The organism is Arenibacterium halophilum (genome assembly GCF_005938225.1).
GTDB lineage: Bacteria > Pseudomonadota > Alphaproteobacteria > Rhodobacterales > Rhodobacteraceae > Arenibacterium > Arenibacterium halophilum.
The window spans coordinates 1-16,959 of the sequence record NZ_VCPC01000007.1 but is presented as its reverse complement, the minus strand read 5'-3'; the positions used below and the strand labels follow the sequence as shown (position 1 = coordinate 16,959).

The following is a 16,959-nucleotide window of genomic DNA, read 5'->3' as shown; positions in this document are numbered from 1 at the left end:
GACAGCAACCTGAGCCGCCGAGTTGATTTTGCACGCGTGCAAAAACCTCGAAACGAGAAAAAGCCAGACCGCCGAAGCGGTCTGGCCCTTGGCTTAGGCGGCGTCTTTGGGACCCCAGGGGATGACGGCCTGCAGGGACAGATCGTCCTGGTTCGCGGCCTTCCCGAGGTTGGCGTTGAAGCCGTGGTCGCGGATGGTCAGCGTGTAGTAATCGGCGCCGGTCTCCTTGTTCTGCTTCTTCCAGATGCCGCCACACTCGACCAGCTTGCCGCGCGGGGAGCGGCCGAGGACGCGGTGCGTGGGGGCCATCGGGTTCGAGCTCGCGACGGGTTCGACCGTGATGTCGAGGTCGAAGGTCAGGGTCGAGATGGAGCCGACGCCCTTGGCGGTTTCGATGTCGGCGCTGGTGAATTTGATGCAGTTCGTAGTCATTGCTCTTCTCCTTGTTTGCGTTGCAATGATGGTCACCTTGCAGCTGGCCAAGGCCCGGCCACACCGAAGGCGAAGCGCAGCGGAGAGGGGCAGGCGCCGGTCTTTTTGCTCCGCGCGGAATGACCCGCAGGGGCAGGGGAAAAAGATCGGCGACAACCTTTGTGGACGGGACGACATCTGCGACCAGCATGTCATGCAACTCAGACACCGGGAAAAGTGCGGTGGCCGCGAATGAAGGTGGGTGAACAGCTGAGGGAGAATGCCGCGAGGGCCTTGGCTCTTTTCTAACTCACCGGAGACTAGACATAGTCCATACGTCAAAGTCGCATCCCCCAGGGTCACTACCGTGCCGATTGTCTTTGCTGAAGCACCCACGATGCAGATGAGTGCTCAAGGCGAACAGAGCATCGAACCAAAGGCCGGGTCGCCACGAGACACCGCAACCATCCAATCGCCCGAAATGACAGCCCGGCTGTTTGGTTTGGTCAGAAAATGCGACAGGATATTTGGCCAAGGGCCGCCGCTACCAACGGACAGGGCATACTGCCTAGCTCTGGCAACCGTCGCCGGCTTGCCCTTCCAGTGCCCATGCTATACGTCATTGACACATATGCAGCCGAAACCTATATGGAACTGACATTGACGCGATTACAGACAGTGATCGAACTGCCCGAATTCCAGAGGCGCGCCAAGGCAATCATGTTGGACCCTGAGCGCGAAGCCGCGATCGACTTCATCGCCGCCAATCCGGAAGCTGGCGTTTCTCTTGGCGGCAGACTTCGGAAGGTCCGCATCCCGAGAGAGGGGAGCGGCAAGAGCGGCGGCTTCAGGACGGTGTATGTCTTTGGCGGGACCCATATGCCGATCTTTCTGATTACGGTCTTTGCCAAGAATGAGAAAGCCAACCTGTCGAAGTCTGAGCAGGCCGCGGCGGTAGAGATGAGCAAGGAGCTTGTCGCAAAATATGGAGACGCAACATGAGTGCATTCGAATCCATCACCAAGGGGCTGGAGGAGGCGCTAGCCTTCGCAGATGGCGACTTGGCCGGCGCGAAGGTCCATGAAGTTTTCGTCGCGGAAGTCGATGTCGCCGAAGTCCGGCAACGGACGGGCCTGTCCCAGGCGGAGTTCGCCAAGAGCATTGGCGTCGCGAAAGGCACGCTGCTGAACTGGGAACACGGGCGCCGGCAGCCGACAGGCCCGGCACAGGTTCTGCTGGCCCTGATTGCCAAGAAGCCTTCCGTTGTGCAGGATCTCTTGCGCGGCGCGTGAACCGGGGCCTAAGCCCCGATCCTCTTGATGCGAATCCCGAGCTTGCGGGCCTTGTCGACGATGTTCTCGGTTATGCCCGAACCGGGGGTGGCGATCAGACCCTGCGGCATGGTCTCGAGCATCTTGTCGTTGCGCTTGAAGGGAGCTGCCTTGCCGTGGCTCTTCCAGTCGGGCTTGAAGACCACCTGGGTGACGCCACGGGTATCTGCCCAGCGGGCCGCGATCATCTCGGCACCTTTGGGCGTGCCACCGTGCAGCAGCACCATGTCGGGATACTTGGCGTGGGTGGCATCGAGGACGGACCAGATCAGATCGTAGGCCTGATAGTCTCCGCCCGAGAAGGCGATCCGCGTGCCTTCAGGGCAGTGCACCTCGGTCTCCTTGCGGCGCTTGGCCGAGAGATAGGCCCGGCTGTCCACCACGGCAGAGGTGAGGCCGCGATGCGAGACCTTGGATCCGGTGCGGGGGAGCCAGGGAGACCCGGTGGCGGCCGAGAAGTGGTCCACGGCCAGATCGCGCATCTGCTCGAAGGCGTCGCGATGGTCCCAGAGTTTGAGCCCGATCATCTGGAGGCGCTCGAGTTCGACCGAGGCGACCTCGGAGCCGTCCTGGATGGCCAGACTTTCCCGGACTTCGAATTCGTTGTCGTCGAGAAGCTTCTGGATATGGGTGAGCCGACGATGGAAGATCGAGGTGAGGGACCAGAGCATCTCTTCGAGATTGTCTTCCAACTGGCTGCCCGTGAGGAGGCCGATGGTGGTGTCAAAGAGCGTCGCCATGGCGAGTTGGACTTCGTCGGGCTGGGGCAGGGGGCGATGATCGGTCTCGCCGGGCCCGGGGGTCGCGCCGTGAAGTGCCAGGTGGTCGAGGATGGCGGAGGTCACGCCGGTTTCCTCTTGGATATCTGTCTGATGGGGCATTGTCTGGTTCCTCTGTTTGATCTGACCCGATTTGGATGGGGCGATAACAGGACCGGCGGCGACCGGGCCGCATCCGTCAGGATCGGAGCGCAGCGGAGAATGCGCCGCGGGCCGGAAAATTGCTCCCGCGAGGAATGAGCCGAAGGCTCAGGGGAATTTTCTGGTGCGGGGCGCATTGCTGCCCGGGCGAGGAGCACTCTGCTCCGACCCGCTGGTCCATCGCTCCCCTAGTCCAAACGGGATCAGATCTAACCCACGGAACCTTTGCCCTTTCAAACTTCGCTGAGGAAGTTGGCGGTCACCCGTCCTCGATCTCCAGACCTTGTGCTTTCATGGCCTCTAACAGGGACCGGCGCAGCGCATCTCTGCCAAATGCCCGCAGATCGTCGTTGAAATCGCCCAAACGCGGCACGAGTTCGCCACAGGCCATTCCAAGCGATTCCAGTTGGTTACGCAATCTCATTGATGCGTTCCGTCCAACTTCGTCATTGTCCCGCGCGATCCAGATGCGCTTGATCCCCGGCGGCGGAATGAAGAGACCAAGATGGGTGGCAGTGAGACAGGAGGCGAGATCGAACTCGGGGAGAGCCGTGCCAACCGAGAGGGTGTTCTCGAGACCTTCTCCGACGATGAGATCGCTGCGAGATGAGCCGGACCAGAAGCGGATGGCATGGCCGTGCAGCTGCCCGAGGATCCGTTTCGGGCTCTCGATCACAGCCAAACCGCCGGTGGACGGGTCGAGATAGGTGCGCGCGCATCCGGTGATCTGGCCCCGATTGTCGGTGATCTTCGCCAGCAGGGCAGGGGATTTTTGCGGCGGATCGAGATCGTCCTCGCCCTGCCGCAGGAAGACCCGCGGGTGATAACGGAGGGCAGGTCCAAGCCGTGTGATCCCGCGCCCCTGCAGATAGGTGGCTGCCAGGGTGCCAAGCACCGGCTTGCCAACGGCAAAGAGTTTTCGCGCCTGCGCGATACGTTTGCTTGAGTCCACATCCGGGCGCTCAGCCCTTTGGGTTTCACGAGATACGACAGGGCAGGGGGCCTCGCCGAGGAAAGACCGGGCCTCCCTAAGCGTCTCTTTGAGCGTGACCGACCCAAGCCGTTCATGCAGCAGGTCGATCAGGTCGCCATATTGCCCCGTCGCGAAATCCTGCCAGGACCCGGCCTTGCGCCCGCCTTCCGCCTCGAGCCGGATGGCGAGACTCTGCCCCTTTGCGCCCGAGGTATCGCCAACCTGCCAATAGTTGCCCTGCTTGCACCCCTCGGGGAAATACTGGCGACAGAAACTCTCGGCCCGGTCTGCCAGATCGGCCGAGAGGTCCGCGATACTGCGCCGCGCACTCATGCGGCGGCCCCCGCTGCACTGGCGCCAACAGGATACTCCGCGAGAACCCGCGCCAGCACGTCAATGCTGTCCACAGGGATGAATACCCGCGTTTTCCATTGGATCACCTCGGTGAAACAGCCCAAGGCCTTCAGACCGGGCAGGGCCGCGCCCGACGCGCCGATGAGTTCAAGCCTCGGCTGACCCATGACCAGTGACCGGCGCAGCTGGTAGCCGCCGAGCAGGCCCAGGGTCGTCCTCGCGTCCATGACCGCTGCGAAAACCTCCTGCGGCGTCATCTCGATCTGACAATCGAGTCCGAGCCGCGCATAGACACTGAGAAGCTGCGCCTGGCTGACCAAGCGACCGATTGCGCGCTCCCCGTCCTCGGTCTGGAGGCGATAGATGCGCATGTTGTCGGCGGGCAGCCGGTCCCAGATCGGCAGAAGGAGGCCGCAGATCAGCGTGATCTTCGAGGTCGTGAACTCCGGCACTGCCTGGACCTCGGCCTGCCAGAGCTGCTCGAACATCGCATCATCGATCTCTTCCCAGTGCGATTTCGAAAACTCGGTGAGGGCGAGGATCTCCGTCGCCATGGGCCGCAGGAGCTTCACCCGCAGGATCGGCACGCCGTCCTCATCCATGAAAGCCGACGCCTTCACCATCAGCGCCGCGCGTTTGGAGGTCTTGTTCCAACAGAGCGTCGAGCCTTTTGTATCGGCGCAGATGGCTTTGACCCTGGGCAGAGTGAGCGGATCGTTGCGATCGGTACGCTCCACGGTCAGCGCAGTGGCTGTTGCCCCCGTCGCCTCATGCTCGAAGATGACCTTGCGATCAACAATCTCGAACTTCTCGGCGCGCAGGGTCTCAAGGCCGACATCCAGCGTGCCTGCCTGACGCGCGTCCTCGATGATGGCCGAAAGGAACCCGCCGAAGGCCTCGAAGATCGCGTCCTGCATGTCGATGCGGAGCGCGAGGCAGCGGTTCAGGAACTGCTGAATCGGCGGCAGGTTTTCTTTCATGGTGCCATCCGCCTCATCCAGCGTCAGCCCGGTCATCTCCTGGAACCTGGCGTAAGAGCAGGCCTCGATCTTGCCTGCGCGCAGCTTGTAGAAGAACTGCCGCAGCGCCGCCCGGGCATAGGGACTCTCGAGGTTGTCCTCGGCGCGGAACATGTTCTGACCGCCGGTCTCGCGTTGCCCCTTGGTGATGGCACCAAGCGTGTCGAGGCGGCGGGCGATGGTGGAGAGGAACCGCTTCTCCCCCTTCACGTCTGTGGCGACGGGGCGGAAGAGCGGCGGCTGCGCCTGATTGGTGCGATTGGTGCGCCCGAGCCCCTGGATCGCGTTGTCGGCCTTCCAGCCGGGCTCAAGCAGGTAATGCACGCGCAAGCGCTGGTTCTTTGCCCCGAGATCGGCGTGATAGCTGCGCCCTGTCCCACCGGCATCGGAAAAGATCAGGATGCGCTTGGCATCATCCATGAAGGCTTGGGTTTCTCCGAGGTTGGAGGAGGCAGGTCGGTTCTCGACCTTGAGCCGCCCCTCACGCGTCTTCACGATGCGGCGTTTGCGTCCGGTGACCTCGGCCACAGCCTCCCCGCCGAAATGCCAGAGGATCTGGTCGAGCGCGCCCTGCACCGGGGCCAGCGCCCCAAGATGTTCGATCAGATCTTCCCGCCGCCGCTCCGCCTCTCGGCAGATAATCGGGTTGCCAGCGCCATCGAGGGCGGGGCGCGAGCGCAGATCGCCATTCTCGTCGGTGTAGGGCTCGAAAAGCTGCGTCGGGAAGCTGTGCATCAGGTAGTCCATGATGTTCTCCCTCGGCGTAAAATCGACCTGCAGGTCGTCCCACTCCGACGACGGGATATCCTCGAGCCGGCGCTCCATCACCGCCTCGCTGGTCGACACCACCTGGATCACCGCCGAATGGCCTGCCGCCAGGTCCGCCTCGATGGCACGGATCAGCGAGGGGCACTTCATGGCGGTGATGAGATGGTTGAAGAAGCGCTGCTTGTTACTCTCGAAGGCAGACCGCGCGGCGGATTTCGCCTGGGCGTTCAAGGTGCCGGTCTCGGAGGCAATGCCAGACGCTTGAAGGGCTGCTTCAAGGTTGGTGTGGATGATCTGATACGCATCGGCGTAGCTGTCATAGATCGCGACCTGTGCGGGTGAGAGCTCATGCACCAGCATCTCGTATTCGACCCCGGCATAGGAGAGGGACCGCGCGAGATATAGACCAAGCGCCTTCAGATCGCGCGAGATCATCTCCATGGCAGCAATGCCCCCGGCCTCCATCGCGGCGACAAATTCGGCCCGCGTCACGAAGGGGAAATCCCCGGTACCCCAGAGACCAAGACGGGAGGCATAGGCGAGATTGCCGACGACCGTCGCCCCGGTGGCCGAGACATAGAGAACCCGCGCATCCGGAATGGCGTTCTGCAGAGCGAGTCCGGCAAGACCTTGCTGGGACGCGCGTCTGTCACCGCGGTCGGACTTTTCTCCGGCGGCATTCGCCATGGCGTGGCTTTCATCGAAAGCGATCACCCCATCGAACCCGTCCGCGAGCCAGGACGTCACCTGCTCAAGGCGGGAGGCCTTGCCCTCGCGTTCCGCCGAACGCAGCGTCGCGTAGGTGACGAAGAGGATACCCTCGGGCAGGCGGATGTCGCTGCCCTGGCGGAACTTCGAGAGCGGCACGATATCGCTTTCGCGCCCGCCGAGCGCCATCCAGTCGCGCCGCGCATCTTCGATGAGCTTGTCGCTCTTTGACACCCAGACCGCCCGGCGGCGACCCTGCAGCCAATTGTCGAGGATGATGCCCGCGACCTGCCGCCCCTTGCCGCAACCCGTGCCATCGCCGAGGAACCAGCCCTTGCGCAGGCGAAAGGCACTTTCGTCACCCTCGGAAGCCGCCATTAACTGGCCTTCGATCTCGCTGTGCTTGAACCAGCCTTTGAGATGCGTCTCGTGGGCATTACCCGCATAGATGACGCTTTCGAGCTGCGGCGCGGAGAGAAGGCCGTCCGCCACAAGGCTCTTCGGCAGGATGGGACGATAGGTCGGCACGGGCGGCGGGACCGATGCCATGGCGGCGGATTGGACAAGTGCGGTCGGATGCTCCGCTGCGCCGTCGATCCGGATCGCCTGAAGGTCATAGGCCTCGTAGACCGTGTCCTGCAGCGTGCCGTCGGGTTCGCTCCAGACTTTCGGCAGGTAGTCGAGCGGTGCCGTCTCGATGTCGTCAAACGGGTGCTTGGCGCGCTCCACGGCGAGGGCGCGGGTTTCCTGGCGGGCGGCATTACGCAGGGCATGCAGGTTGGTGCGGGTCTGGTGGTTCGGCACAGCCAATGCCGCGCTGGTGGGGCAGGACGGAGGGCTGCACCGCTCCGGGCAATGGGTCAGCACCGCGCAGAGGAGATCGGCTGTGGTCGCGCAGATCGGATGATAGGCGGCCTCAATATCGACCGGTGCGTTCTCTGGTTCGCCCGCCGCGCGCTTGTCGATCACCGTGAGCCGCGTGTCGATCGTGGTGCCATGCCGCGCGAAGACCTTGCCGTTGATGGCGGCGGAAAACACCACATCGGCACTTGAGGTGATCCGCTGGAACGTCGGTTGGAAGCTGCTCAAAGAGGGGCGGAAGCTCTCGCCCGTAATGACGACAAGCCGCCCACCCGGCGCGAGGCGCGCCAGGGCGGAAAGCACATGCTGGCTGGTCGCCTGCCGAAACCGGCCCTCGACATGGTTGGCCGCGGAGAAGGGTGGGTTCATCACGATGACCGAGGGCGAAATCGACCGGTCGAGGCGGTCGTCGATCGCCGCGGCGTCGTGATCAGACAGGACAGCCTCCGGGAACAGATGTCCCAGCAAGGCCCGGCGGGAGTCGGCGAGTTCATTCAGCGCCAGTCGAGCGCCTGCAATCCGGGCGAAGATCGCCAGCATGCCGGTGCCGGCAGAGGGCTCGAGCACCAGATCTTCAGCGCGGAACCCCGCCGCCTGGGCCACGATGGCCGCAAGGGGCAGAGGGGTCGAGAATTGTTGCAGACGGACGCTGTCTTCCGAGCGCCGCGTGTGGGACGGGGCCAGACTGGCGAGGCGCTCGATCATGGTGAGGAAGGCCTGCGGTGAGGCGGCCTGGCGCTGCATCAATGCGCCGTAGCGCGAAAGCATCAGGATCTGCGCGATCTCGGTCGCCTCATAGGCGTCCTTCCAGACCCAGGCGCCGCTGGTGTCGCTGGCGCCGAAGGCCTCCCCCATCGCGGCGCGAAGAGCGGCGGCGTCGATGGGCTTTCCCGCCTCGAACAAGGGGACGAGGGCAGTTCCAGCCTGGATCAGGTTGTGGGCGAAGCGCGAGGTATCCGGCAGGGCAGGGGGCTCGGCCTCGGGCGCAAGCGGAACGGAATGGGGGTGAGCGTTCATCGGCAATCTCCGGGTTTGAGGGTTGGCCCCAAGCCCCGCGCGCACTCTCTCACCCGGGAGGGGTCACCCCTCCCGCCCTGCCTTTCGCTCTTTCATGGCAAAGCCCCGATTGGAATGGTCCGGTGTCAGGACGGCCGCAAATGTCGCGGCACGTCCATGGATTGATGCAGGACCCGGATTACGAAAATTCTATCCGTATCCACCTCGTAGAAAACGAGGTGCCGACCCGTGATCAATTTGCGTGCACCCTGCAAAAGATCGGAACAGTCAGACCCCAATTGGGGGTTGGCGATCAGCCCCTTCAGGGCATGCTCGATGTCGTCGAGATAGCGATCCGCCTGCGCCTCGCCCCACTGTCGATATGTCTCGATCCAGATGTCGACGAGATCGGATTTTGCCGCCTCGGAGTGATGGATTTCACGCATCAGAAGCGCCGGACCGGCTCCGCGCCTCGCGCTTGATCGCATCCATATCAAGCGGTCCGGCGTCGCCCGAGCGCTTGCCTTCCATCAACGCAACCCGAAGACGCGCGCGCTGACCTTCCTGCTCCTCCATCAGGCGCAGAGAGGCACGGATCAACTCGCTGGTTGACCCGTAACGCCCCTCCTTAAGCATCAGGGCGATGAATTCATCCCAATGGGGGCCAAGTGTCACGCTTGTGCTTGCCATGCTCATCTCCAAAATATGCATAGATAAGATATATGAGTATTGCGCGCGTTTCAACTCGGGGGTGGACTTGCGCCTTGTTCGGCGGCGGGTCTGTGTACCTCTCTCAAAATAAGATGGTCTACAAATGCTCGCGCCTCGAACAGGCAGTCCAGCTCATAATGCCCGAAGAAACCCCAGCAGGCGTCGAGCTCCTCGCCGTTATGCTCGATGACATAGCCGTAGACCCGCCCGCCAAGATAGGTATCGTAGCTAACGATTTCACCGCGCAGGATGTCTTCGGCCTTTTCGCGCCGTGCCTTGGTGACGCGTTTCACGCCGAATTCTTTCCGAACCGCTTCGAGCGTCACGTAGATGTAACCGACCTGGCCGGAATCCCACGGGCAATGGAACCCGATCGTGTTCATCGCGAGGCCGGAATGATCGTAGAGAAAGACGGGCAACAGGATGGCGTTACGCTCGGCGCGTTCCTGGAGGCGATCCATCGAGAGGTCACGCTGCTCCGAGATGCCGGCGAGATCGCGCAAGAACGCCTCGGGGCTGTCGAAGGAGTGGCTGTCACCCAGGCGGTATCGGCGGTGCCAACAAATCAGCGTGCCGAGGTTGGACCACTCCCGCGGGCTCTCAGCGTCGGGGTCGTGGTAGATCTTGATGGTGTGGCCGCGGTGGGCCTCCTCATAGACAGGGTCGTGCATATCGATGTCCTTTCTTGAAACGAAATCGACCCGCCCGGCCGGTAGTGGCTCGAGCGGATCGATCAGAGTGCTTTCCGAGGGGCGTTGGCGTCATTGCCCCCATGGATCAGGCGGCGGCGCGGTTCTCGCGATGCTGGACGTGCTCGACCGAGACCTTCAGCAGCCAATCCTCGAAGCCGAGAATGGTCTGGTGATTGGAGACCGCTGCGACCCAAACTGCGCGAGGATCGCTGCCGATCTGTGTCGGGTCATTGTCGATCCGGCCATTGGCCATCCATGGTTCCGGCTGAATGCGCCCGAGCCAGTCCGCAAGCGACGGGATACGCCCCTGGCAGTCCTCGCGCACATGTTGCTCACCGATCCAGCGGATCGGGACGACCCGGCCCGCGCTGTTGGTCAGGCTGTGGCCGAAGTGACGTTCGGCATCATAGATCCCGACTGTATGATGTTTTTGGGCTCTGTGAACAAAGAGACCTAGGTGCTCTTTTGATGAGTCAAACCAGTCATGCACATGCTGGTAATCCTCTGGCACACCGCCAAAACGGCGAGCTGAGCTTTCTGCGTGGTGGAGGGGATGTGCCATGTCAGTGCCCCTCATGTTCGGTGGTGTTGGTCTCGATATAGCGGTTCGAGTGGCTGACATCGATCTTGTCCGCCTCGAGCGCCCAAGTCAGTTCGCCATAGCCGCCTTCGTTGTTCTCGAATCCGGGGCTGAGCGCATAGGCAAAATCCCAGCCAAAGTCCTCGACACGCCGCCGTAGCTCTTCCGTGAGGGTGATCGTGTCAGGCGTCACGACAACGTCCTCGACATTGCCGGAATCGCCGTAGCCTTCGTATTGCACCTCGATGTTCGTCACGCCGAGGGCGCGCAACTCGGAGAGAAGGGCGGCGCGGGTCTCGACCCGCTGTTCTGCAGCACGTCTCTGAGATTCGAGCATCTGCGCGTAGAAATCATTCACTTGTGTCATGTCTTTGATCCTTTGGAATTGAGGGAAGGGGAGGGCGACCGCTACGCGAGGCCGCGCGCCCCGGAGGTTTCCTGTGGGGGGCTTCAGGCCGCGGCGTCGCCGCGTTTCTCAGCCGTCCGGTCAACCAGGTTGAAATAGAGGTTCTCGGTCGCGCGCTTGAACCCAGGCGGTTTGCGCGGGGCGAGACAACGCACCGAAGCGCTGCAGCTCTCGCCATGCTCCATTGCGAACTGCGTCACCTTGTCGACCAGGTCATCCATGCCCGCGGCCTGGATGCGCTTTTCGGGGTAGCTCCCCATCATCTGGAACTGGGTGACGACGAAGGCGCCATCGCGATGTGCGGGATAGAGGGTGATCTGGTACTCGAGTGTCTTGGCCATCTTTGGTCTCCGGCGGCAGGCAAGGCGCGATCATCGCGCCCTTTGGAACCCGCCAGCCCGAAAGGACCGCCCTTTGTGCAAGGGCGATCCGGGGCGGTTAGTGGGGATTGGAGCCGTCAGTATTCCGACGGCAGAAGCAGGGTCAGAACCCGGCGCGACTGCGCAGGATCAGAGGGCTCTGGCGACCCATACGTGTAGTCGACGTCATAGAGGTCGAGTTTGAACCAGACCGTCGTGCCTTCGAGGTCGATGACGCCCATCTCGTGCCATCCTTGCGGGTCGCTGTCGGCATTGAAAGCGTCGAAGGCGGCAACGCGGCGGGTGAGCTCCAGTTGGGCGTCGGGGCCAAGCGCCGCGACGCCGCGTGTCATCACGAACTGGCCCTGCGGGGCATCCGCGACAGGGGTAGTGCCGAGGATGGAACGTCGAAACGCATCGTTCTGCGCAGCGATGCGTGCGGCTTCCTGGACGGGATCGAGATCGAGTGCGGTGGTCATGGGATATCTCCGGGACGGGCCAGCCGATCCGATATCGGCTGTAGGCAACCCGTCAGCCGGAAAGGGCCGCCCTCGATGTGAGGACGGCCCAGGGCTCATGTGGTAATCGGACCGGTGCTTGCTTCGTCAGGCCGCATCCCCGCTGAGAAATGCGGGCAAGGACGATGGTTCATCGCTCTCCACCTCGGCCAGAGGATCTGCCGCGGGCACGTCGCCTTCCTCGGCCTCGGGCGCATCGCCAGTCATTTTGGCGTCGGCCTCCGTCGCACCGGCAAACACCATCCCCTCGGGCAGCCAACGCGTCGTCCTAGCGACCGTCGCCGCGTCGAAACCTTCCGTCTCGCTGGCTGTTTCCGCGAACGCCCGCTCCATCGCGGCCGCGATATCGCCCTTTCGCTCGCGATTGCGCTCCTCGGCGTAGTCGTCGCCGATCAGCTTGCGCGCCATGGCTACTGCATGGCCTTTGTTTACCCGACCCCAGTAATTCTGAGCAGTCGGGCGCCAGCAAGCCGCCACATCGACATCCAGCCGCGCGCCAATCTCCTCGATGATCGGGGAAGGCCGATTGTCGGAGGAGAGCTGTGGCTTGACCGCCAGACCCGTCGCCCAGGCGAAAAGCGCCTGTTTGTCTTCGATCGGCAGCGCTGACATTGCCCGGAAGTCATCGGGTTTCTCCAGCTTCATCCAGTCGGTGGCGAGGTCCTGTTCCAGCGCCTCGAGCATCTTCTGGGCGACCGTATCTGTATGCAGCACCTCGCGGTTCTGCGCCTGGAAGGGACGGATCGAGATGTCGAGCGCCTCGTTGGTGTAGGACCGCCCTAAAGCCTGTTCGCAGAGCGCATAGAGCATCGCGTCGAACGCCACCTCGAAATCCGCCGCCAGATGCGCCCGCAGGATGTGCTGACGGGTTGCCCGCAGATCGTCGGCGAGGCTCGCCGAAATTCCGTCGGCCTTTCGCAATGTCGCGGCCGGGTCGGAGCTCGGCAACGGCGTAGAGGAGGTCGGCGGCGTCACCTGTGGGCGGGCAGGGGAGGGGGCGCCATCCGCATCTGCGGTGGTATCGTCCGGTTCGGGCGCGGCTGGAATATCCTCGGGTCGCACGAGGCCTTTCTCGACGCGCAACACCCCATCATGACCGATGGTCAGAACGACACCGGCGATAGCGCGATCTTCGTCTGCGTAAGCTTGCCGTTCGCGCTGAAGGGCCTCGATCTCGCGAAGGCGCGGCTCGATGGCGTAGTATTCCTCAGTTTCGACGTCGGTCCAATCCTCGCCGTCATTCTGCGCCGCCAGTTCTTCCTCGCGCGCGATCAGACGTTCCTCTTCGGCAAGCAGGCCCGGGTCGGGCGCTATGTCCTGCGGATAAATCCGCCCGAAACTGCGAAACGCGCCGTAGTCCACCGAAAGATGCACCTCGACCCATTTCCAAGCCGCCTCGAAGGGTTTGGCCGCAGCCTGCAGCTTCTCGATGGCGAGACGCTCCAGGAGCTCGGGGTTCTCCATATGGGCGCTGGCACGATCATCGAAGAGATCGCGCAGCAGAACACCGCCCGCCGCCTCATAGGCCTCGATGCCGACAAAGCGCCCGAGGCCTGAGTTCGCCGAATGCGCCGTCTCGGTCAGCTGGCGTTTGATGCTCTGGGGATGGATGTGATAGCCGCCCTTCACCGCGTTCCAGACCGCCAGTTGGCGATCGTGATCGTCAGTCAACGTAAAGGCCATCACGCATTCGAGGGTCAGGTCGCCCACGCGAAACTGCTCGATGATCTCGGGAGCCACGCGGGCGAGTTTCAAGCGTCGGCGAACGAGGTCGACGGAGACGCCGAACTTCAGCGCGATCTCGTCCTCGCTGCGGCCCTCGCCGATCATCTTGTCGAAAGCCTCGAACTGGTCCGCCGGGTGCATCGCCGCACGCTGGAGGTTTTCTGTGGCGGAGGTGAGGATGGCGTTGCGCTCATCCTCGACGAGGCAGGGCACAGGATGTTCGACGGGGATGACGCCGTCCTCGGAGAGTTGCTTCAGTGCCTTGAGGCGGCGACCGCCCGCATCGACGGCAAACCGTGTCTCAGACAGCGCATGTACCACCAGGTTCTGCTTGATACCGGTCTCGCGGATGCTGGCAAGAAGCTCGGCGTCGTCGCTGGCGCTTGTCGCGACTCTACGAACGTTGAGGGGGCTCGGCTCCAGCTGGTCGAGCGGGATCATCCGGATGTCGGCAGCGCCGTCAGGCGTTGCCGATCCTGTCGCTTCGGTTTTCTTCGCCGTGGCAGGTTTCGGTCGGGTCGTGGTCTTGGCCATGGTCAGGTTCCTTGTCACGCCGGACCCGGATGAGGCTCTCTCTATCCTTTCAAGCCCGGCACCCGGGCTTCCCTTTCTCTGGCTCTTTATTCGGCCTGGATGCTTTTTGTGTAAACTCTCGATACCCGCATAGGGTTTGAAATTTAGTTTGTTTCATGCCTTCCCAACAGCTCTGATTTGCGCGCATAATGCCTGTGAGGCTGTGAGCGCGCGGGCGGTTGTTACAGACATCTGCGGCAAGATCATCCATTCGAGCATCCATGCCGCACCGGAGCGTTCCTGTTCATGCACCAGCGCGTGATGCACCCCTGAAAGCTGGGTCGCGTTGAAACGCGCCAGCGTCATCAGAAGCTCTGCCAGAACTGGATTGGACTTATGCGGCATGGCCGAGGAGCCACCGCCTACCGTCAGCGTGACATCGTCGATGCCCTGTTGCGCCATCAGCGCCACGTCCTGTCCGATCTTGCCAAGGCTGCCAGTGATCAGCGACAGGCAACCGGCATAGGCCGCAACGCCCGAGCGGTCCGTGTGCCACACAGGGCCATCGATAAGCGTAAGTTCCTTTGCGATCTGCGCGGCAATTTGTGGCCCCGCTTCACCGAAATCGCCACGCGTTCCGACTGCGCCACCAAGCTGCAATCGCTCAACTTGTGGCCGCAAGCCCTCCAGAGCGGCGACATGGGATGCCAGCGGTTGCCGCCAGGACGCAAGGCGATCCGCGACGGTGATGGGCAGGGCAGCCTGCATACGAGTGCGGCCCATCAGGGCGTTTGTGCCTTGGGTTTGAGTCAGTCCGCCAAGCGTTGCATCGAGCTCTTTCAACCGGAGTTGCAACAGGTCGGTCAAGGTTTTTAGCGTTAGCGAGAGCGCGGTATCCATGACATCCTGCGAGGTGGCTCCGGTGTGAACGGCGGCACGATAATCGCCTGCCACAGCGCGCAGTTGCTTGACCAGATTTGGGATTGGCAAGCCATCGGTACCAGTACCCCGTGCGAGGCCTTGCAGGTCGATATCTGCGGTCTCGATGACCGAGGCCGCCGCCGCTCCGTGCCCTGACGGAACCAGTCCGCTCTGCTCCAGCGCACGTGCGAGGGCCGCTTCGAATGCGCGGAAATGATCCAATTGCGCCTCTGGCGACCAGAGGGCGGCAGCCTCGTCATCCCCAAACAGCCCACCCAGCCATGGGTGTTCGAACACCGAGATCATGGCAGGGCCGCCATATGGGTCTGGATGTCCCGTGCGAGCCTATCAGGGGCCTCAATGCAGGGCAGGTGGCCCACATTGTCGTAGCAGGTGAAACCTGCAGTGGGGATAAGCTGCGACAATGCCTGAACGAGATCGGGCGGGGTTGCCCGATCGTCAGTCCCCGCGACGCAGAGCGTCGGACAGGTGAGGCGCTGCGTCGCCTCCGTGAGGTCCGCGTCCCGGATGGCCGCACAGACCGCGCGATAGCCTGCCAACGGGGTGCGGGCCAGCATCATCCGGTACCCGGCTGTCGCCTGCGGATGATCGCGGCGGAAGGTTGGCGAGAACCAGCGTTCGATGATGCCGTCAGCCATCGCCTCCAGGCCGGTGGTGTCCAGCGCGGCGATCCTCTCCTCCCAACTCTCTGGCGTGCCGATCCGATGTGCGGTGTTGCAGAGCACCAATCCAGCGACCAGGTCCGACCGGGACGCTGCCAACGCCTGTGCGATCATGCCACCCACAGACACACCGCAGACCATTGCGCCTTCAAGAGAATTTGCGTCCATCAGTGCCGCAAGATCGGATGCGAATTCTTCCATGGTTCGCGCGCCGCCCTGAGACAGGCCATGCCCGGATTTGTCATAGGTCAGAACGGTCCACTCTGCAGGGAGGGCGGCAATCACGCGGTCCCAGATGCGCAGATCGGTGCCAAGCGAGTTGACAAACACGATCGGCACGCGCGCGGTCCCTGGGCGCAGGTCGAAATGGTGCACGCGGCCCTGGATCGTCAGAAAGTCAGACATCAGACAATGGTTGCCTCGGTCGCTGCGATCATGTCTTCGCGAGTCACGCCGGGGGCGAGTTCGACGATGTGAAGGCCCTTGTGCTCCACCTCGAGGACTCCAAGATTCGTGATGATCAGATCGACGACACCTTTTCCGGTGAGGGGCAGGGTACATTCCTTGAGCACCTTTGACTCGCCATGTTTGTTGGTGTGGTCCATCACGACGATGACGCGGCCTACGCCTGCGACAAGATCCATGGCGCCGCCCATGCCCTTGACCAGCTTTCCGGGGATCATCCAGTTCGCCAGGTCGCCGTTTTCGGCCACTTCCATGGCACCCAGCACGGCCGCCGCGATCTTGCCGCCGCGGATCATGCCGAAGGAGGTCGCACTGTCGAAATAGGACGTGCGCGCCAGTTCGGTGATGGTCTGTTTGCCAGCGTTGATCAGATCGGGGTCTTCCTCGCCCTCAAAGGGGAAGGGGCCCATGCCCAGCATGCCGTTTTCTGACTGAAGAGTGATGTCCTTGTCGCCGACGTAATTGGCGACCAGCGTCGGGATGCCGATGCCGAGATTCACATACATTCCGTCTTCGAGTTCCTGAGCCGCACGGGCGGCCATCTGGTTGCGGTCCCAACCTTTGACTTCACTCTGCATTATGCGTCCTCCCGCTTGCGCGTGGTTCGTTGTTCGATGCGTTTTTCATGCGCGCCCTGCACGATCCGGTGCACATAGATACCGGGCAGGTGGATATTGTCGGGGTCGAGGCTGCCGCGCGGCACGATCTCTTCCACCTCTGCGACACAGACACGTCCGCACATGGCGGCCGGCGGATTGAAGTTGCGCGCGGTCTTGCGGAAGACGAGGTTGCCGGTGTCGTCGGCCTTCCATGCTTTGACGATCGAAAGGTCGGCAAAAATGCCTTCCTCAAGGATGTAGTCCTCGCCGCCCCAGGTTTTTACTTCCTTGCCTTCGGCGATCACGGTGCCGACACCGGTCTTGGTGTAGAAGCCAGGGATGCCGCAACCGCCAGCACGCATGCGCTCGGCCAGGGTGCCCTGCGGGTTGAACTCAAGCTCCAGCTCGCCGCTGAGGTATTGGCGCATGAACTCGGCGTTCTCGCC

The 16,959-nt window shown here is 62.7% G+C and carries 18 protein-coding genes; 2 read left to right on the top strand and 16 right to left on the bottom strand.

Annotation, left to right across the window (positions count from 1 at the left end; translation table 11 throughout):
- Positions 1 to 93: 93 nt before the first annotated feature.
- Positions 94 to 432, bottom strand: a complete 339-nt coding sequence (locus FGK64_RS20760; RefSeq protein ID WP_008335659.1) for a DUF736 domain-containing protein — start codon at positions 430 to 432, stop codon at positions 94 to 96.
- A 627-nt stretch (positions 433 to 1,059) separates the two neighbouring features.
- Between FGK64_RS20760 and FGK64_RS20750 the strand changes: the two genes are divergently transcribed.
- Positions 1,060 to 1,413 carry a type II toxin-antitoxin system RelE/ParE family toxin gene (locus tag FGK64_RS20750; RefSeq protein WP_246057847.1) on the top strand — a complete coding sequence of 118 codons (354 nt, stop codon included), beginning with the start codon at positions 1,060 to 1,062 and terminating at the stop codon, positions 1,411 to 1,413.
- Entirely contained in the window at positions 1,410 to 1,703 is a 294-nt protein-coding gene (locus FGK64_RS20745) for a helix-turn-helix domain-containing protein (RefSeq protein WP_138865792.1), read from the top strand. Before FGK64_RS20750 ends, FGK64_RS20745 begins: the two co-directional genes overlap by 4 nt.
- Before the next feature lie 8 nt (positions 1,704 to 1,711).
- Here the strand turns inward: FGK64_RS20745 and FGK64_RS20740 are convergent, their stop codons facing one another.
- The 15 genes from FGK64_RS20740 to FGK64_RS20670 form a co-directional block, all read right to left on the bottom strand.
- Positions 1,712 to 2,623: a DUF2493 domain-containing protein gene (locus FGK64_RS20740; protein ID WP_138865791.1), complete on the bottom strand. Its 912-nt coding sequence runs from the start codon at positions 2,621 to 2,623 to the stop codon at positions 1,712 to 1,714.
- A gap of 298 nt (positions 2,624 to 2,921) precedes the next feature.
- Positions 2,922 to 3,968, bottom strand: a complete 1,047-nt coding sequence (locus FGK64_RS20735; protein WP_138865790.1) for a DUF7146 domain-containing protein — start codon at positions 3,966 to 3,968, stop codon at positions 2,922 to 2,924.
- Positions 3,965 to 8,362, bottom strand: a complete 4,398-nt coding sequence (locus FGK64_RS20730) for a strawberry notch-like NTP hydrolase domain-containing protein (protein WP_138865789.1) — start codon at positions 8,360 to 8,362, stop codon at positions 3,965 to 3,967. The genes FGK64_RS20735 and FGK64_RS20730 overlap by 4 nt, the downstream gene beginning before the upstream one ends.
- 125 nt (positions 8,363 to 8,487) lie before the next feature.
- Positions 8,488 to 8,787 (bottom strand): type II toxin-antitoxin system RelE/ParE family toxin, encoded by a 300-nt coding sequence (locus FGK64_RS20725; protein WP_138865788.1) that lies wholly within the window; start codon positions 8,785 to 8,787, stop codon positions 8,488 to 8,490.
- Positions 8,780 to 9,031 (bottom strand): type II toxin-antitoxin system ParD family antitoxin, encoded by a 252-nt coding sequence (locus FGK64_RS20720; RefSeq protein ID WP_045684278.1) that lies wholly within the window; start codon positions 9,029 to 9,031, stop codon positions 8,780 to 8,782. The genes FGK64_RS20725 and FGK64_RS20720 overlap by 8 nt, the downstream gene beginning before the upstream one ends.
- A gap of 50 nt (positions 9,032 to 9,081) precedes the next feature.
- Positions 9,082 to 9,723, bottom strand: a complete 642-nt coding sequence (locus FGK64_RS20715) for a hypothetical protein (protein WP_138865787.1) — start codon at positions 9,721 to 9,723, stop codon at positions 9,082 to 9,084.
- A gap of 106 nt (positions 9,724 to 9,829) precedes the next feature.
- A complete protein-coding gene (locus FGK64_RS20710) occupies positions 9,830 to 10,306 on the bottom strand; it encodes a DUF6915 family protein (protein WP_138865786.1) in 477 nt (158 codons plus the stop codon).
- A 1-nt stretch (position 10,307) separates the two neighbouring features.
- A complete protein-coding gene (locus FGK64_RS20705; protein WP_138865785.1) occupies positions 10,308 to 10,691 on the bottom strand; it encodes a DUF6878 family protein in 384 nt (127 codons plus the stop codon).
- An 83-nt stretch (positions 10,692 to 10,774) separates the two neighbouring features.
- Positions 10,775 to 11,071, bottom strand: a complete 297-nt coding sequence (locus FGK64_RS20700) for a hypothetical protein (RefSeq protein ID WP_138865784.1) — start codon at positions 11,069 to 11,071, stop codon at positions 10,775 to 10,777.
- Between the two features lie 116 nt (positions 11,072 to 11,187).
- Positions 11,188 to 11,568, bottom strand: a complete 381-nt coding sequence (locus tag FGK64_RS20695; protein WP_138865783.1) for a DUF3768 domain-containing protein — start codon at positions 11,566 to 11,568, stop codon at positions 11,188 to 11,190.
- A 126-nt stretch (positions 11,569 to 11,694) separates the two neighbouring features.
- Complete coding sequence (locus tag FGK64_RS20690; protein WP_138865782.1) at positions 11,695 to 13,866, bottom strand: ParB/RepB/Spo0J family partition protein; 2,172 nt, start codon at positions 13,864 to 13,866, stop codon at positions 11,695 to 11,697.
- Positions 13,867 to 14,019: 153 nt separating this feature from the next.
- Positions 14,020 to 15,072, bottom strand: a complete 1,053-nt coding sequence (locus tag FGK64_RS20685) for a 3-carboxy-cis,cis-muconate cycloisomerase (RefSeq protein WP_138865781.1) — start codon at positions 15,070 to 15,072, stop codon at positions 14,020 to 14,022.
- The gene (gene pcaD / locus FGK64_RS20680; protein WP_138865780.1) at positions 15,069 to 15,854 is read right to left on the bottom strand and encodes a 3-oxoadipate enol-lactonase; all 786 of its coding nucleotides are present in this window, start codon (positions 15,852 to 15,854) and stop codon (positions 15,069 to 15,071) included. The genes FGK64_RS20685 and pcaD overlap by 4 nt, the downstream gene beginning before the upstream one ends.
- Positions 15,854 to 16,492 carry a CoA transferase subunit B gene (locus tag FGK64_RS20675; protein ID WP_138865779.1) on the bottom strand — a complete coding sequence of 213 codons (639 nt, stop codon included), beginning with the start codon at positions 16,490 to 16,492 and terminating at the stop codon, positions 15,854 to 15,856. Before FGK64_RS20675 ends, pcaD begins: the two co-directional genes overlap by 1 nt.
- Positions 16,492 to 16,959 (bottom strand): CoA transferase subunit A (locus FGK64_RS20670; RefSeq protein WP_138865778.1); only part of this gene is annotated, 468 nt, incomplete at its 5' end. The genes FGK64_RS20670 and FGK64_RS20675, both read right to left, overlap by 1 nt.

What these genes read in the sequence shown, in the direction of transcription:
- FGK64_RS20760 (WP_008335659.1), bottom strand. Translation starts at nt 432, where the DNA reads ATGACTACGAACTGCATCAAATTCACCAGCGCCGACATCGAAACCGCC.
- FGK64_RS20725 (WP_138865788.1), bottom strand. Translation starts at nt 8,787, where the DNA reads ATGCGTGAAATCCATCACTCCGAGGCGGCAAAATCCGATCTCGTCGAC.
- FGK64_RS20745 (WP_138865792.1), top strand. Translation starts at nt 1,410, where the DNA reads ATGAGTGCATTCGAATCCATCACCAAGGGGCTGGAGGAGGCGCTAGCC.
- FGK64_RS20740 (WP_138865791.1), bottom strand. Translation starts at nt 2,623, where the DNA reads ATGCCCCATCAGACAGATATCCAAGAGGAAACCGGCGTGACCTCCGCC.
- FGK64_RS20700 (WP_138865784.1), bottom strand. Translation starts at nt 11,071, where the DNA reads ATGGCCAAGACACTCGAGTACCAGATCACCCTCTATCCCGCACATCGC.
- FGK64_RS20715 (WP_138865787.1), bottom strand. Translation starts at nt 9,723, where the DNA reads ATGCACGACCCTGTCTATGAGGAGGCCCACCGCGGCCACACCATCAAG.
- FGK64_RS20720 (WP_045684278.1), bottom strand. Translation starts at nt 9,031, where the DNA reads ATGGCAAGCACAAGCGTGACACTTGGCCCCCATTGGGATGAATTCATC.
- FGK64_RS20730 (WP_138865789.1), bottom strand. Translation starts at nt 8,362, where the DNA reads ATGAACGCTCACCCCCATTCCGTTCCGCTTGCGCCCGAGGCCGAGCCC.
- FGK64_RS20695 (WP_138865783.1), bottom strand. Translation starts at nt 11,568, where the DNA reads ATGACCACCGCACTCGATCTCGATCCCGTCCAGGAAGCCGCACGCATC.
- FGK64_RS20710 (WP_138865786.1), bottom strand. Translation starts at nt 10,306, where the DNA reads ATGGCACATCCCCTCCACCACGCAGAAAGCTCAGCTCGCCGTTTTGGC.
- FGK64_RS20690 (WP_138865782.1), bottom strand. Translation starts at nt 13,866, where the DNA reads ATGGCCAAGACCACGACCCGACCGAAACCTGCCACGGCGAAGAAAACC.
- FGK64_RS20750 (WP_246057847.1), top strand. Translation starts at nt 1,060, where the DNA reads ATGGAACTGACATTGACGCGATTACAGACAGTGATCGAACTGCCCGAA.
- FGK64_RS20735 (WP_138865790.1), bottom strand. Translation starts at nt 3,968, where the DNA reads ATGAGTGCGCGGCGCAGTATCGCGGACCTCTCGGCCGATCTGGCAGAC.
- FGK64_RS20705 (WP_138865785.1), bottom strand. Translation starts at nt 10,691, where the DNA reads ATGACACAAGTGAATGATTTCTACGCGCAGATGCTCGAATCTCAGAGA.
- FGK64_RS20685 (WP_138865781.1), bottom strand. Translation starts at nt 15,072, where the DNA reads ATGATCTCGGTGTTCGAACACCCATGGCTGGGTGGGCTGTTTGGGGAT.
- pcaD (WP_138865780.1), bottom strand. Translation starts at nt 15,854, where the DNA reads ATGTCTGACTTTCTGACGATCCAGGGCCGCGTGCACCATTTCGACCTG.
- FGK64_RS20675 (WP_138865779.1), bottom strand. Translation starts at nt 16,492, where the DNA reads ATGCAGAGTGAAGTCAAAGGTTGGGACCGCAACCAGATGGCCGCCCGT.